13 protein-coding genes and 1 pseudogene are annotated in these 16,452 nt (G+C 34.8%); 7 read left to right on the top strand and 7 right to left on the bottom strand.

All coding sequences use genetic code 11. From position 1 onward, the window contains the following. Positions 1-626: 626 nt before the first annotated feature. Positions 627-986, bottom strand: a complete 360-nt coding sequence (locus ACQKII_RS24070; RefSeq protein ID WP_427462962.1) for a winged helix-turn-helix transcriptional regulator — start codon at positions 984-986, stop codon at positions 627-629. 145 nt (positions 987-1,131) lie between these two features. On the opposite strand from ACQKII_RS24070, the gene ACQKII_RS24065 reads away from it, so the two are divergent. From ACQKII_RS24065 to ACQKII_RS24050, 4 genes and pseudogenes are all read left to right on the top strand, one after another. Then, positions 1,132-2,007: an SDR family oxidoreductase gene (locus ACQKII_RS24065; RefSeq protein WP_427462961.1), complete on the top strand. Its 876-nt coding sequence runs from the start codon at positions 1,132-1,134 to the stop codon at positions 2,005-2,007. 299 nt (positions 2,008-2,306) lie between these two features. Further along, a pseudogene (locus tag ACQKII_RS24060) lies at positions 2,307-2,572 on the top strand (IS5/IS1182 family transposase); the annotation flags it as partial. A 206-nt stretch (positions 2,573-2,778) separates the two neighbouring features. Beyond that, on the top strand, positions 2,779-4,059 hold the full coding sequence (locus ACQKII_RS24055; protein WP_427462960.1) for an alpha/beta hydrolase: 1,281 nt from the start codon (positions 2,779-2,781) through the stop codon (positions 4,057-4,059). A gap of 792 nt (positions 4,060-4,851) precedes the next feature. Further along, complete coding sequence (locus ACQKII_RS24050; protein WP_427462959.1) at positions 4,852-6,516, top strand: diguanylate cyclase; 1,665 nt, start codon at positions 4,852-4,854, stop codon at positions 6,514-6,516. 437 nt (positions 6,517-6,953) lie between these two features. Here the strand turns inward: ACQKII_RS24050 and ACQKII_RS24045 are convergent, their stop codons facing one another. The 5 genes from ACQKII_RS24045 to ACQKII_RS24025 form a co-directional block, all read right to left on the bottom strand. Beyond that, the gene (locus ACQKII_RS24045; RefSeq protein ID WP_427462958.1) at positions 6,954-7,658 is read right to left on the bottom strand and encodes a UDP-N-acetylmuramyl pentapeptide phosphotransferase; all 705 of its coding nucleotides are present in this window, start codon (positions 7,656-7,658) and stop codon (positions 6,954-6,956) included. 178 nt (positions 7,659-7,836) lie between these two features. Next, positions 7,837-8,274: a hypothetical protein gene (locus ACQKII_RS24040; protein WP_010861401.1), complete on the bottom strand. Its 438-nt coding sequence runs from the start codon at positions 8,272-8,274 to the stop codon at positions 7,837-7,839. A 139-nt stretch (positions 8,275-8,413) separates the two neighbouring features. Beyond that, a complete protein-coding gene (xerA, locus tag ACQKII_RS24035) occupies positions 8,414-9,256 on the bottom strand; it encodes a site-specific tyrosine recombinase/integron integrase (RefSeq protein WP_427462957.1) in 843 nt (280 codons plus the stop codon). Between the two features lie 176 nt (positions 9,257-9,432). Further along, on the bottom strand, positions 9,433-9,753 hold the full coding sequence (locus ACQKII_RS24030) for a hypothetical protein (protein ID WP_427462956.1): 321 nt from the start codon (positions 9,751-9,753) through the stop codon (positions 9,433-9,435). Positions 9,754-10,001: 248 nt separating this feature from the next. After that, on the bottom strand, positions 10,002-10,961 hold the full coding sequence (locus ACQKII_RS24025) for a proline dehydrogenase family protein (RefSeq protein ID WP_427462964.1): 960 nt from the start codon (positions 10,959-10,961) through the stop codon (positions 10,002-10,004). 125 nt (positions 10,962-11,086) lie between these two features. Here ACQKII_RS24025 and ACQKII_RS24020 point away from each other — a divergent pair, with 125 nt between their 5' ends. The 3 genes from ACQKII_RS24020 to ACQKII_RS24010 all read left to right on the top strand — a co-directional run bounded on the left by ACQKII_RS24020 (position 11,087) and on the right by ACQKII_RS24010 (position 14,730). Beyond that, positions 11,087-12,493, top strand: a complete 1,407-nt coding sequence (locus ACQKII_RS24020; RefSeq protein ID WP_427462955.1) for a PLP-dependent aminotransferase family protein — start codon at positions 11,087-11,089, stop codon at positions 12,491-12,493. Positions 12,494-12,926: 433 nt separating this feature from the next. Further along, positions 12,927-14,108 carry a YhgE/Pip domain-containing protein gene (locus tag ACQKII_RS24015; protein WP_427462954.1) on the top strand — a complete coding sequence of 394 codons (1,182 nt, stop codon included), beginning with the start codon at positions 12,927-12,929 and terminating at the stop codon, positions 14,106-14,108. 82 nt (positions 14,109-14,190) lie between these two features. Beyond that, a complete protein-coding gene (locus ACQKII_RS24010; protein WP_427462953.1) occupies positions 14,191-14,730 on the top strand; it encodes a PadR family transcriptional regulator in 540 nt (179 codons plus the stop codon). 387 nt (positions 14,731-15,117) lie between these two features. Here ACQKII_RS24010 and ACQKII_RS24005 read toward each other — a convergent pair whose 3' ends face one another. Then, complete coding sequence (locus tag ACQKII_RS24005; protein ID WP_427462963.1) at positions 15,118-16,044, bottom strand: CPBP family intramembrane glutamic endopeptidase; 927 nt, start codon at positions 16,042-16,044, stop codon at positions 15,118-15,120. Between the last annotated feature and the right edge of the window lie 408 nt (positions 16,045-16,452).

The following is a 16,452-nucleotide window of genomic DNA, read 5'->3' as shown; positions in this document are numbered from 1 at the left end:
TAGAGCATTTCTCCAATCTGTTAATTTGTGTGTAGTAACTCTCATTATACAGGATTTGGGGAGGTGCTCTATTTTCTTGTCATTTTAAGCTTAGAACCGTAAGGTCTCAAAATTATGAAACTGACTCATTTAATAAAGAAAAAAATTATTTGAACAATCTGTATAACTTTATTAACTACAGCCCATACTGTTAAAGGTTACACTTATTCATCTATTATGATGAGGAGGATGCAGAATGAGTAGTCTTACACCAGTAGACAAAGAATCTCAGGAAAGTCCGCCACAGCTGGATATGGTGGAGCTTCAAAAAACTCAATGAATTGGTAATACAGAGTTTACTCTGTCTTGCTATATCTTGAGGTCTGAAGCAGAAGCCGAACAGTAACAATAATTAGAGGCAATAAGTGTCCTCGGACCCAGAATGATTCTGGGTCTTTTTTTATTTGTGCCAAAAATATAAAATGACAAAAAAGTTGTTTAAATTTACAATAAAGTCGTTTTAAGTTTGATTGAATAAGGGAGTTTTAATAAATGCCTTTTAACAATTGAGAAAAAAGAGGTAATTTATATAAGACAGGTCTATAGCCTATACCATAGCCCTTTTTTAACTTGGCGTGAAACTAATTTTATTCTTTTTGTTTTTTCTCCATATATTTTTTACCCCACTCTCCCATAATGTCCAATACTGGTATGAAATTTTTCCCTAATAAGGTTAGCGAGTATTCTACTTTAGGAGGAACTTCTTTATACACTTCTCTGTGAACCATGCCGTCCTCTTCCAATTCTCTTAGTTGTCTTGTCAAAATGCCTTTTGAAATGCCGGGTAACAACCTTTGAAGTTCGTTAAATCTTCTTGTTCGCCGACTTAGATACCATAAAATAATAATTTTCCATCTTCCAGCGATTACATTTTGAGTAAGTGTCAAAGAGCATACTTCTTCTTGTTCTTCAGCAGGTGGTTCTCCTTGAAAATTAAATCGAGCCATTGATTGTATTTACCTCTCTCTCATAATGGTACTTTTTTTGTGACTATGTCATAAAAAAATGCCTACTTTTATTATTGTGACTATAGATTTAGTATATACCTTAGCTTCATTATTCAATATAAAAATTTAATTGGAGGAAATGAAAATGAAAATATTAGTTACAGGTGCAACAGGACAATTAGGGTCAAAGATTGTAGAAGCATTATTAAAAACTGTACCAGCGAGTGAGTTGGCTGTTAGTGTTCGAAATCCGGAGAAAGCAGAAGGATTACGAGCTCGCGGCGTGGAAGTTCGATACGGAGATTTTGATCAACCCAAAACATTAGATATTGCTTTTTCAGGAATTGATCGACTTTTAATTATATCTACGTTCGAGGATCATGAAACAGTAATGAGACAGCATTTAAATGCAGTAGCTGCTGCCGGGCGTGCTCAAGTGAAATTTATTGCTTATACTAGTGTAACAAATGCAAGTGAAAGTGAATTTTTCCTCGCTTCCTCTCATAGAGCTAGAGAAGAAGCTATTTTGAAAACTGGTATTCCCTACTCATTTTTACGAAACAATTGGTATGTTGAAAATGAAATTGGAGGCATACAAGCCGCGATGGCAGGAGCACCTTGGGTTACATCAGCAGGGACGGGAAAAGTAGGTTGGGTACTTCGGCAAGATTTAGCGGAGGCAGCAACAAATGTACTGATTGGGAAAGGACACGAGAATACAATTTACGAACTTTCCGGTAAGCTAATGACTCAAGAGGAATTAGTAGCTGTTCTTGGAGATGTATTAGGGAAAGAAGTCCATTTACAACAAGTCGATGATGCTACTTATGCCGACATTATGAAAGGTGCTGGGATGCCAGAAGCCTATCTTCCTATGCTCGTAAACACGCAAAAAGGTATTCGAGATGGTGGATTAGAGATAAAAAGTAACGATTTAGAAAAATTACTTGGTCGCCCCGCTACACCAATAAACGAAGCTTTGAGACAAATTGTTAGTCAAAGCTTTCAAACGGGAAATTAAATTTAATCAAAAAATGACCTTCTCATATGAGGGCTCTGAAAAAGTCCATGAAATGAATTTCCGCCATGGCTTTTTCTTCGATGCCGTTGATTTCCGTTTCGGCGGACGCTTTCTTGGGGACGAACCTTGATCCTCCTCGTCGCTAACGCTCCTGCGGGGTCTCAAGCTGTTCGTTAGTCCCCCAAGGAGTCGCCGCTTGCACGTCAATCAACTAATTTTATCGTTTTTCTGAGTATTTCATTCTTTCCCTCAAACTTAACCCATGAAAATGAAAGGACCAATGCAAGATGGTGCTGTTCATGATTTCCAAACAAGAAACATTCATGCTAAGCCCTTATAGGGAGCGAGCTTTACGACCTAATTGTGTCTAAAGAGAATAGGCTTCATCAAATCAAGGAACTCGTTGAATTTTCTTTTATTTTAGAGGAGTTAAAAACAAAATATTGTTTGGATAATGGACGGAATGCGATTCCACCGATTCGGACGTTCAAATATTTATTACTAAAATCATTTTTGATAGCTCAGAGATGTAGAGCTAGTGGAACGTTCAAAATACGAGATATCTAACCGAATTCGCTTAAGATGATTGCCATTCTGCCTCTGAAAGATAGTTTTGAATGAGCGTAAAAATCGTGTTATTCTGTTTCAAGAGAGGTTCCTCATTTTGTAATTGTTTGTGTGGTAACTAACATTTTACATGGTGTTTTGGTATTATACTCCTTACATTGTTACCGATAATATTGATTATTTTTATATAAGGGAGGAAATTTCGTGAAAAAGCTATTAGTAGTATGCTTCGTCGCATTATTATTAGTTGGCTGTACGCAGAAAGAAAAGGATACACAGGTTGATAAGACAGAGGAGGTCAATGCTATGAATGAACAGCTGATTGGAAAATGGGCAGGTGATATTGAAACGCCAAACGGCTCACTTCCGGTTATTGTTGATTTACAAAAAGAAGGTGGGACGTTATCAGTACCAGCGCAAAATGTAAGTAACTATCCATTTAAAAGTGTGAAGTATGATGGTGACCAAGTAGTTGTTTCCATCAACTTAAATGGCTCGGCTATTGAAATCAAGGGTACATTAAAGGGTGAGCAAATCGAAGCTACTTTTAATCAAAATGGTGGGAAATACACACTTTTATTAAAGCCCTACGAAGAACAGCCAGTATCCTATGAGACAATCACTGTCCCTGTCACAAATGGCGATTTAACAGTAGCGCTTCAAAAGAGTAATAGGGAACCATCACCGGTTGTATTAATTTTAGCAGGTTCTGGTCCGACAGATAAGGATGGTAATTCAGCAATTGCTGGTAAAAATAATAGTTTAAAAATGCTTGCCGAAGGATTAGCGGACGAAGGTGTTGCTACTGTTCGGTATGATAAACGTGGTATTGGTGATAATCTGTCCCTTTTGACAAAGGAAGAAGATGTATCCATCGATCAATACGTAGACGATGCTGTTCAAGTTATTAATACTCTTTTAGCAGATAAATCCTATTCCAGCGTTCACATTATAGGGCATAGTGAAGGCTCCTTAATTGGCATGCTCGCTGCACAAAAAGCAAATGTGGAGTCATTCGTATCAATCGCAGGGGCAGGTAGACCGATTGATGAAATATTAGGTGAGCAATTAGCAGGGCAGTTGACGCCAGCATTAACGAAGGAAACAACGAATATTCTTACTTCGTTAAAAAAAGGTGAGCTAGTCGATAATGTTTCTCCAGAACTACAAGCATTGTTTAGACCTTCTGTTCAACCGTATATGATTTCTTGGTTAAAATATAATCCAGCTAGTGAGCTTCAAAAATTGAATAGCCGAGTTTTAATTATTCAAGGAACAACGGATTTACAAGTGAAAGCGACAGATGCGGAGGCATTAAAGACTGGAAGGAAAGATGCTGAACTTTTATATGTAGAAGGCATGAATCATGTCTTGAAAACTGCACCAGCAGATCGCGAGGGGAATTTAGCGACATATGCAAATCCAACTTTGCCGCTGCAGCAGGACTTACTACCAGCCATTCATAAATTTATTGTGAATGACTAGGGATTGAAATTTCTGCAATAGAAAAGTAAAGAACAAAGAAGAAGCATGCTCAGATTAAATTGTCTGAGCATGCTATTTTTGAGTACAGTAAGATCAAAGTGTCAAGAACGCTATTGCAAAATACTGACACAAAAACTTTACAAAACAAAAGCAATCAGGTCTTTTTTAAAACGTCCAACTATCGTCTTTTTATCTTTACCCACATAATACATATAAGCTTGCACAGGAAATCTGCTTTTGGAAACTTATTGTTTAAGTACCGATTATTGAACTATTTATCCCGCAATAACGGTCAGTAATTTATCTGTTCCGAAAGCGAAGCGTCAGGTACAAGAAGCCCTCCTTAAGTTGAAAGATGAGAAAGGTGAGAACCAGTTAGCTAGGTGGGCGACCAACTGACCGTAAAAGCCCGATTGGTTCGGGGCAACAGATGTTTTATGTGCGAAAGCGAAGCGGCAGCGACAGGATGTTGGTCACACAAGCTTTTTCACAGGATGTGAAGGTTTTAGCTTGTGTTCCTCTATTTAAAGTGGGAGATGAAGACCCCCCACTGATTGAAGAAAGGACCCCTTAGAGTCAATCTGCACATCTTCAGTCGGGTTCACTTTACTAAAAATAGTACCTTTAGCAACAGCAATATTTATGACAATCTTGCAAATATTATTGCAATAAAAATGCCAGAATATAAAATTTTCCACTACCACAATCATTAGATTGTGGTATTTTTAAATGAAGAATAAAAAATCTCTTATTAATTGTTATAGTTGGTGAGTATTTTGTGGAGGGGAAAGCTTGAAAATTTTAAAGAAGCTACAAAGACAGAATACGATAAAGAATCAACTTCGCAGAGGGCATATGAGTATTACTTTCATCATAAGTCTATTTATTTTTATTCCTACGCTTTTTATCGAATATCAACAAACCATTAAACACCAGGATGAAGAGATGGCTAATTACTTAGACGCTCAAACCTATTTTTTTGAAAGCTGGTTAACGGAGCGATCAAGAGATGTACATACAATCGCTAATTTAGATTTTGTTAGAAGCTATAATTATGAAAAATCTCAGACCTTTTTTCAAGATTTTAAAGAACATACAGATTTTGCTGATTTAATCTTTGTCAATAAAGAAGGTATTATACAATTCGATACAGTTACCGAATATCGTAGAAATGGTACGGGCTTTGATGTGAATGATCGGCAGTATTTTCAAGTCGCGAAGAAAACTAAACAACCCTATATAACGGATATTATAATTAGTAAAGTAACAAAGCAACCAATTATTGCTTTTGCTTCACCTATTCTGGATGAGGAGCAACAATTTAATGGTGTTGTTTTTGGAACCGTCAATTTACATACAATCACTCAGCTATTACATGAATCAAGAGTCGGTTTTCTAGGCCATGCATATATCTTGAATCAAGATGGAATCTTGCTTACGCAACTCGAATCCAATAAGAACAAAAAGTCAACTAACGAGCATAATGAAGATGTGTTTACGCAAAATTATATGGTTGATGAGCATATTCTTATGGCTGCACAGGATCAATCGACACAATCTCTCACTATCTATAAAGACAGCAAGGGCGAATGGGTTCTGGCTAAAAACAAGCCTCTTAATCAAGGGAAATGGTACATTATTTCAGAAGTCGACATGTGGGAAGCGTATACGCCATTAATAAAAAGAGTCGTGCTGTTAGCCATCTGTATCTTATTGGGCACTTTTTACACCATTAAAATCATGCATCTTATTACTAAAAGTATAGAAGAGCCGATTCAGCAACTGCTTAAAGGAGTTGGCAAAGTGGAACAAGGACACTACGATTATAAAATTAATGAACAACAGCTGGCACCTTATGCCAAAGAGTTTCAGGAACTTTGTTCGTCCTTCAATGAAATGAGCGTAAAAGTGAAAGAAGATACAATTTTACTGAGGGAACTATCTATCACCTGCCAGCTGACGAAGCTTTATAATCGTCGTTATCTGATTGAGCAGGGGGAGCATGTTTTTCATGAATGTGTCAAAGAAGAAAATCATTGTTCATGTATAGCGATTGATATTGATTTTTTCAAAAAGGTAAATGATACATATGGACATCTAATTGGTGATGAAGTATTAAAGCATGTTGCTAAAATAATAACGGAATCCGTGCGAAGTATAGATATTGTAACAAGATATGGGGGAGAAGAATTTGTTATTTTGTTACCAACAACCACATTGGAAAGCGCTGAGAAAATAGCAGAAAGTATCAGAAAAAATGTTGAAGAACACCCATATAATATGGCAGATCAATTCATTGAAATTACGGTGAGTATTGGCATTGCTGAATATATGACAGCTAGGAATATTTCGACGTTTTATGAACTGATTGATAAAGCGGATCAAGCACTTTATATCGCCAAAGAAAGAGGGCGAAATCAGCTTAGCGTTTATGTTAGAACAGATAACTTGGCATAGCGTTAGCACGTAGATATTACATGGGCGCTGTAATTCGAAGAAAATTATTGTTAGCAAGGCTTCGATAAGCTTTCCCAAAAATAAATAGAGCAATTATGCTAGAAGCATTCATTGGCAGTAAGGGCTTTATTGGCTCAATAGAAGAAAAGATTGAACAATACGAAAAAATTGGCACAACGGTGTTTTTACCGTACTGGGAAGGTCTGTTGTAGCTTTGGAATAAAGATTGATTAAAAAATATCCCTCAATCCTTATCTAATAGCAACTTCAAAAACTCCATTTTGAAAAAAGATTGATCAAAATGGAGTTACTCTTTTTAGATAAGTATGAGATTTTTATAAAAAAGTTTGATCATTTTCCAGCTATGTTGTTCAACAATCGCGCCCTTTAACAGAAGATTCGATTTCAAGATAATTTTAAAAGACAATAAGATTTTACTAAATAAAGCGATGTTTACTGGATAATTGAGAGATAGCCAAAATAACTGTTAACACAATAACCAAATACCATACTATATTAAAAGGAATCACAAACATTATTGAGCTAAATAAAAGAGCTACTAAGGAGCTAATAATAATTGATTGTATAGTCGTTAATTTATTTTGTAATAAAAGATACAAAGCTAATGGTAATGTTAAAGTAAATATCGGAATATAAATCATGACAAAAGAAAGTTTAAGCAAGGATAGTGATAGTACCGCTATTACAAAACCGATAGATGTAGTAAAGGTTCTTCCTATCTTTCCTTTACCTGAAATATAACCATTTAGCAGCACCAACATAATTGTTAAAACAGCACACATTCCTATCATTGAAACAAATGAATGACCCATGATCAGAGCCGATATGGATAGACAAACTAAAGAAATACATGGTAACAGCAAGATTAAAGGTTTATGTTCTTTTTCTATATTCATTACATTTGTAAAACCTACAAGGAATAATAAAGAAAATGGAATCGATAAATATCCTAATTCAATTTGATTAATATGACTAATTTCAAGATTACCAAACAATATAATGATAAATGATGCACTAATTTGACCAACTAACAACCAAATGCTTGCTAATTTAAGATTTTGAGTAAGCTTAGTTGTAATTACAATTAAAGTCAAACCTATTAATAAGGTTAAATATAACAAATTTACCCCTCCTGATTATTTCTTTAATGCTACCTCTTCGTTTAAGTAAATTATTTATAATCCCATTTATAATTTAACATAAAAATCCATTACATTCACTAAATGTAATTCCGAAAAATGGCCCTTTCCACAAACGGGCGCTTTCCCTATTACGGAAAAGCGCCCGTTTGTGGAAAGATTAATGAAATCTAAACCAAGCAAACCATTGCCCTTGTTTGTTTTTGGTCACAAAAATTTGTCTATGTGATGCATCATATGCCGGTAAATACTGTGGAAACAGTACTTCCACAAACCAAGAATTGTTAGCTATTTCCTCCCCACAATAATATTTCGCCATTGCATAATATGCTTCCGGATGTGGAGCTTTTGAAAGATGTGCTATGGTTTCTATTTTCCAACCTTTATAATTATCTTCTTTATAAACCTCAGGAATAATTTTATTCAATGCATTTATAAGACCTTTATCTGAACTGACATGTCCCAAACTTTGTGAGTTCGGACATTTACCATTGTTAATTAAAAAGGGTACTTCCTCATCTGTTTCAGCAAATGATATTTGAGCGTGTATCAATATTCCTAAAAAACACATGTAAATAATAACTCTTAAATAATTCATGATTCATCACCCCTCGAATAGTTATTATTCATAAAGTAAGGGGTTTTTATGCTAATCTTTTTTATAACAATCTGGCCATAAAAAAAACACCCATTTCTACATGAGTGTCTTAATTGAATTAATGTTTAATTTGTTTTATTTAAAAGTATTTACTGTATAAATCCTGTCTTAGCTTTCCGCTTAGTTGAGCATATATTTTTGTAGTCTCACTCTTTTCATGACCCAGTAAACTTTGAATGACATCAATTGGTGCACCGTTATTAATCATATGCGTTGCATAGCTGTGTCGTAATTGATGCGGATGTATACTCTTTTTTATACCAGCTCGATTTGATATGCGCTTGATAATATATCTTAAATTATCAATGCTCATTCGCCTTTTCGGCCTTCTGTCCGTAATAAACAAACAAGGTTCCTTATCCTCTCGTTCATCTAAATACCTTTTTAACCAAATGGAACAGCGGGTATTAAAGTACACTTCCCTTTCTTTATCACCTTTCCCTTGTACAATTACTGAATTCGATTGAAAATCGATATCTTCTCGATTTAATTTTACAACTTCACCAATACGGCAGCCGGTTGAATACATAAACTCAAATACTGCTTTCTCCATCGTTGTTTGACAAGCTTCCCTTAGATGTTCTATCTCTAATTCTGAGAGAAACTTAGGAATCCTTTTACCTAATTTCGGCTCTTTTAATTTAGCTGCAGGATTTTTTAGAATAAAACCTTCTTCATGTGACCATCTAAATAGTGATTTAACACAACGAACCCTATGTCCTAAACTAGAAGGCTTTAAGTGATCTCCTGATCGTATTAAATAATCTTTTAATCTATCTGTATTAAATTCGTTCATATCAATATCACCAAAAAATCGCAATAATAGATTGTATTGAAAACAATATGTTTTTAATGTAAGTGATGAATATCCCTCGATTTTTTTATCCTGTTGATACTTTTTCCACGCTTCGGATAATAACATGTGTCTTTCACTCTCCCACCTATAAATCTATTAATTCTAAATTTTATTATGTTCAATGAAAGATTTTTTCATACAAGGATATTCAACAACCTAAAAAATATTGATAGTTTCGAACTCTAATTAATCTAAAAGGCACTTTCCATGTTTCCGGGAAAGCGCCCTTTTCAGGAAGATAACTATTTACCAATAACTTCTCCTTTATTGCTATAAATTTCATAAGCAAAATATCCAAATAATAAACCTATTCCAGATCCCAAACCTATTGTAGACAGTAAGGGGATTGGGAAAAACATGCTGAGAAGTACAACAACAGCACAACCAATCATCATGCCGAGTGGTATTAAACTATCTAAGAGATTTTGAGCGCCTTTGGATTCTTTTTTACCCAGGGTGCCTTTTTTATATTTATGTTTCATTCTCATAACTACAAATATTGCAATCCCACCTACTATTACAACAGGTAGTAAAATACGTGCAATCTCCAAAGCTAAGCCCATATAAAACCCTCCCTCCTTCGCTTTTTAGTTGATTCAATTTTAACATGATTTATTCCGTTAAATGGCCCTTTCATGAAGAAAGACGCTTTCCTTATTACGGAAAAGCGCCCTTTAATGGAATAAGAAAAATTCATTTTAAACATAAAATGCATAATGTAACATCTTTATTGTGATTCAACATCATATACCTCTGTTTTTGTGAAAAAATTGGACTATATATTTTCAAAAATTTAGGGTTAAATGGTTGTTCAATATGATTTACTACTCTCTGGTAAAGATGGATTGATCATATCTGTTACTGCACGATATAGATTTTCCGGATATTCAGCTATTCGATGACATAAATACAAGTACCACTCTTTTCCGTAAGTCAAGTATACTTTACAGTTATACTCTTTGCTTTTTAAATTACTTAACAAATCTGGACGTATTCCGTAGAGCATTTCTATTTCTACATTGGGATGATTAAGATATTGACGGTGTACAATTTCTTGAATAAGAGTTTCATCATGTGTAGCTATAGAAACTGGGTGGTTAGCTTCTATTAATTGTTCTACAAGTTTAAGATAACAGTTATTCAATTCCTTCGATCTAGACATAGCAACTTCGGCAGATTCTTGATAAGCCCCTTTGACAACTCGTATTTTCCCAGGATAACGAATGAGTTCCTGGATATCATTGTTAGATCGATATAAGTGTGCCTGTATAGTTATCCCCACATTTGGGTACTGCTCAGATGCTTTTTTATAGATATCGAGAATGTCATTCGTTTTCGATGATTCCTCCATACTTATCATAAGTGTAATTCCGTACATATTTGCTTTCTTGGCTATCTGAAGCAAATGAATATAAGCTGTTTCTGGATTCACAGATAATCCAATATGTGAGAGATCAAGCGAAACAGTTTGCTTAATAGACATAGAACCCATTTCTTCTATGAGATTCAAAAACTCATCTTTGGCTTTTATGCATTTTTTTAAATCTGTTATATTTTCCCCTATGTATTCAAGTGAAATAAAATAACCTTTTGAGATCAGCTCATTTGCTATCTCGATTCCTTCTTGTTTATTTTCTCCTGTAACAAACCGTTTGGCAGCTTTCAATAATAATGGATAGAGTTCATTGGATTGTTGAATATAGGATTTAATATGTTCATTTCGTGCAACCGATTTAAGTGCTTGAGCGACTTGAACTTCAGGGGTTTTCATCATTATTATACATCTCCTTTTTACTATTTGAATCCACTTTATCATGGTAAAATGGTTTATATTAGTACCACTTAACATCTTTTTTGATGGTACCACTTTTATTTATTGAAGGGGAAAATGTAAATATGCTTTGGATACCCATTGACCGGTCGTTAGATATACCTTTATTTAGACAAGTTTATCAGCAAATACGAGAACAAATTTTAAACGGGGAGTTACAATCAGAAGAAAAACTACCGTCGACACGTGAACTATCTTCTGAGTTGAATGTGTCCAGGAATGTGATTTTGGAAGCGTATGATCAATTATTGGCTGAAGGGTTTTTAGTTGCAAAAAGAGGTGCTGGAACATTTGTTGCTGAAGGAGCTTTTTTAGAACAACATAAAAAGGCGCCTTTATTTCATTGGAGTGAAGATGAAAACAATGAAGATCACATCATCAACTTTCGTTCAGGGATACCTTCACTGGATTTATTTCCAAGGAAGACATGGGCGAAATTATCTCACAGCACATGGAATGAAGCATCACCTTCTACGTTTGGGTATGACCTCCCTGAAGGACGACAGGAATTAAGGCAGGTTTTATCGCGCTATTTACTGAAAACTAGGGGTGTTGATTGTCATCCAGAACAAATTGTGATTACTTCTGGTGCAACTCAAGCTCTGACACTTGTTTCTAAATTACTTTTATCGCCGGATGATACAGTGATAATGGAAGATCCAATCACCAATGATATTCAAACTATATTTAAAACTTCAGGCGCTCTTCTTTACCCTATACCTGTTGACGAATATGGAATGAAGACATCTTTGCTGCCATTAAATAATATTCCAAGATTCATCTTTGTTACTCCGTCCCACCAGTTTCCGTTAGGAGGAACGTTGCCAATTCAACGACGGATTCAATTGATTAATTACTCGAGAAAAACAAATTGTTATCTTGTTGAAGATGATTATGACAGTGAGTTTAGATATGAAGGCCCACCTGTAAGTTCATTACAAGGATTGGAACCGGAACGTGTGTTATATATTGGTTCGTTTAGTAAAATCTTATCACCTGCTCTTAGAATGGGATATTTAATTCTTCCTTCACATCTTATTGAAAAATGCCGCAGTCTAAAATGGTTTTCGGATCTTCATACGCCTTCTTTAGATCAGCTTATTCTTGCCCGTTTTATTGATGATGGTTATTTGGAACGACATATTTCGAAGATGAAGAAGATTTATAAAAGTCGAAGAAACTTCCTTATCCATTGTTTAAAAACTACATTTTCGAATAAAGTTAATATAATCGGTTATTCGACTGGATTACACCTAATTGTTGAAATAACTGACTCTCATTTTTCAAAGGAATTAATTGGAGAAATCGAACAAATTGGAGTTAAAGTATATCCTGTAGAAGACCATACAATTAAAAAGGGAAAACACCTTAATCGAATTATTATTGGGTATGGCCATCTAAAAAATGAAGAAATAAAAGAGGGCGTAAGGAGATTACATCAAGCAATTTATAGTACCAAAATCTTTAAGTAAGCCGGTTAATCCTTATTGAAAAGGAAAACCGGCTTTTTTTATCTAGAAATTGGTTTAGTACGTTTTCTGTGTTTTTCTACAGTACCCTACTACAGAATAGCGCCCGATTGTGGAAGATAGTTTTTCAACTAAAGCCCCTGTAATTGTAGTATAGGAGGAAAACTCAAACTTTCATAATTAAAGCTCAAAAAAATTGTTTTTATAGTATGGTTGTGTGTTATTTTCATCACATAACTCACGAATCCAAGTACGCCATTTTAATTATTGCTGTGTCATTAGAGAAAGATATCTAGTTTTTGCGATGCAATAAAATCGTCTCCAAGGTAAAAAACGCCCTCTTTACTTTCCTTAAATAATACTATAACATAGTAAAAGTTAAGTACTCTAATTAGAGTACATTGAATGGAGTATATTTTGAGAAGGGATGTAAAGAATGAAATTTAAACAGTTTACAAAGTTACAAGGCTTTGGTGCGTCTATCTTTATGGGTGTTTTTTATGCGGTCGCAATGCTATTAATCTTCTTACTAGGTTACACAGCATTACCAGGAAATATGGACGAGCTTAAAATTGCGCTTGTGAATGATGACAAGGGCGAAGCAGGAACTCAAATTGCAGACCAACTAGCAGAAAGCTTACCATTTGAAATCACAACGAATATTTCAAATAAAAAAGCGTTAGATAAATTAGGGGACAACAAATATTCGTTAGTGATTCATATTCCAGAAAACTTTTCTGAGAATGCACAATCAGGTAAGTCAGCTCAAATTGATTTCACAGTGAATGAAGCAAGCGCCACAATGGTATCTTCTTCAATGAAATCAGTCGTAACAGAAATTAATAATCAATTAAGTGCAAGCTTCTCAACACAAACAGCGAAAGGCGTTCTTTTAAATATGAACGTACCTGAGGAGCAAGCAGATGCGATTGCAACACAAATTGAACAAGCTTATGTAGGCAACTACGTTATCATGAACGATGTGCCAGACGGAATGCAAAACAACATGTTACCAATGTTCTTAACGATGGCTTGTTACGTAGGGGCAATGATTGCAGCGATGCAGTTAGTACAAGCCTTTAATCAAAGCAAAGGAAAAACATCAAGAGCGAAACTTTTCGGTTATGTACAATTATCAGCCCTTATCATTGCAATTGTTTCATCTATTTTCGCAGTAGGTATTGCGTTCTTAATTGCAGACTTAGATACAGATGCTATTTTCAAAGTTTACGGTCAACAAGTATTGTTATACATGGTAGCGTTTAACTTCTGTGCAATCTTCACATTCTTAATCGGTGAAGCGGGTATGATTTTAAATATTCCAGTATTACTGTCACAAACTATTGCCAACGGTGCAACAATGCCACGTGATATGATGTACAGCTACTTCGATGTAGTAAGCTATATCACACCAATGTATCATTCGGTACAATCTTACTTTGCTGTGATGTTTGGTTCAACTGAACAAGCACCATTCCTATGGGGCTTAGTATTAGTAGGTGTAGTTGCAGTACTGATTAATGCGTTAATCGTTACACTTGTACACAAAAAAGTACCTGTAGAAGCATCTGCAAATGTACCTGTAAATGTACCTGTAAAAATACAACACCAATCTTAAAAGACTAGAATTGAAGGCTTCAATCATCGCAAGAGCTTGAAGCTTTCTTATTTGTTCGGTACAGTAAAGGAGGAGGTGCCTCATGTCAATCCAAATATATATTTTAAGTAAGTTATTAGAAGGGGAAAATTATCCTTATAAGTTGAAAAAGGAATTATCAAAGCCTATTCCATTCGATAAAATGGGCAACTTAACTGAAAGTAAGCTCTATTACCATTTTGAGTCACTGACAAAACAAGGACTAGTCGAACCAGGTGAGATTATTAAGGAAGAAAATCGTCCAGACAAGCAAGTTTTTGCGATCACTGACAAGGGCCGTGAACAGCTGCCGAACAAGATTTATGAGCTATTTGAAAAGGCGAAAAATATTCCGGAAATGGTTGTAGGCATCATGTTTTTACGACATGTAGAAAATGCTCTAGTTATCCCGATTTTAGAGAAAAAGCTAGAATCTTTACAAGGGAAGCAAGAACAATTACAGGCAATTTACAACCAAATCCAATTAGATGATTCAATGAAAGAAAACGTAGATTTTATCCAATCATATTATTCAGAAAACATTGCGAATGAAATTCAATGGTTAGAAAAGCTTATTAGGAAATTGAAGGACATTAAAGAATAACGGCATTTTTCATAATTATATTTATCAATCTAATAAGCGAAGATCAAAGCAAAATACCAACTCTGATGTCAGACATTATATAGTAAAAAAATAAGGGATAGAGGAGCATAATAGGAATTGCTCCATCTATCCTTTTTTGTACTACAAATTACTTCATTTACTACAACAAATTGATTATTTTAATAGGCTGTTTTCTCAACGATTGTGGCTATATAATAGTGGGTCTTATTCAACAATATGGCCCGATTGTTGAACACAAGAAACAACACTCTTCAACTAACCTGCTCTGTTAATTCAATAAGAAAAAAAGAGCTGCCTACGCAACTCAATGATCTTCAAGTAATGCACCCCGTTAGTTGAAGAAGAAAACTGAAGTTTATTCAACAATTACGCCCGTTTGTTTAATATTCCCTTAGTTACATAATTACACCTATGAGAAGATTGCTTATATCCCAATTTACCCTTTGTAAAAATCAGAATTATCAAAGCGAAAAGACCTAATCCTAGACAAACAGATAAATCAGATTCTTTCAAAGTAGGGTTAGTAAAATGAGGTTGTATAAAACTAAAAGTATTCAAACTAGCGTGAACCAACATAACAATAAACAAATTTCCTTGTTTGGAGTTGAACACCCAAGTTAAAATGATGGAAGCAGCTAGGCAGAGCACAATAAAAATAGGTAAATCGTAATAAAGAAGAGAAATGTTTGAACCCGGACCACCTCTTTGTGCTGCGGTTAAAAAATGAGGTAAATGCCAAAACGCCCAAAGAATTCCGAGCAATAGCGTTGCTTTTAATGATCCAAACTTAGATTGCATTCGAGGTAAAGCAAAACCACGCCAACTGATTTCTTCTGGAAACGGGCCACCAAAGAAGAAGACTACAACAAGATAAATCGGGTATGTCGCGTAAAATTGCGTTGTAAGCCCTTTAAAAGTTGGAATCCCTCCATTTAAAATTACAAATCCCAAATATATCACAGTAGGAATGACAATAAGAGCAAATAAGTACCATTTTAAACCTACTTTAAGTTTCCATATTCCTTTTATAAAAACTTTCCATTCTCCTTTTCCTTCGAGAGTCCTAATCATAATATATGCAGCTAACATAGGACCAACGAAAGCATTAAGTGCAAAGAAAACATCAAAAATTTTAGTTTTGGGGATGATATTCCATTGAGATAAGATAAATGGAGTTAATACAATCCACGAAAATAAATATGCCATAACAAAGAATGAAGTTAATGGATGGGATTTTAAAATTTCTTTTAGATTTCTTGAAGTACTTTTTGATTCTGTTAAAGGTTTCAGTATAAACCACTCCCTCGATTATAAAAGACTTCGGTAGGTATTAATATTGGTTTAAAATAAAGTTTGATCAATAACACCTCGTAAATCCACATTTTAGGTTAAATTAATTTAATCCGTTTTGAAAAAGGATTGATTAAATGGATTATTAATCCCCCTGGTACATTAAACTTTGTTCATCAATCTGGCCGATAGTTGAACATAAGTTAAACAACACTATTTAACTAACCTGCCTCTTTAATCACAACAACTTTCATCTTTTAAATATCCTCCCATATTAAGAGATGTTCAAAATAGCAAAAGTATTACCTCCTTATTCATACAGATAGGTAAGCCTTTGAAGTTATCGCTGGCTTTTCCCCCTGTTCACACCGTACGTGCGACTTTCACCGCATACGGCGTTCCAACTATTCC

The sequence above is a fragment of the Lysinibacillus sp. NPDC048646 genome, assembly GCF_050272295.1.
Lineage (GTDB): Bacteria > Bacillota > Bacilli > Bacillales_A > Planococcaceae > Lysinibacillus.
This window is presented reverse-complemented; position numbering and strand designations above follow the sequence as displayed.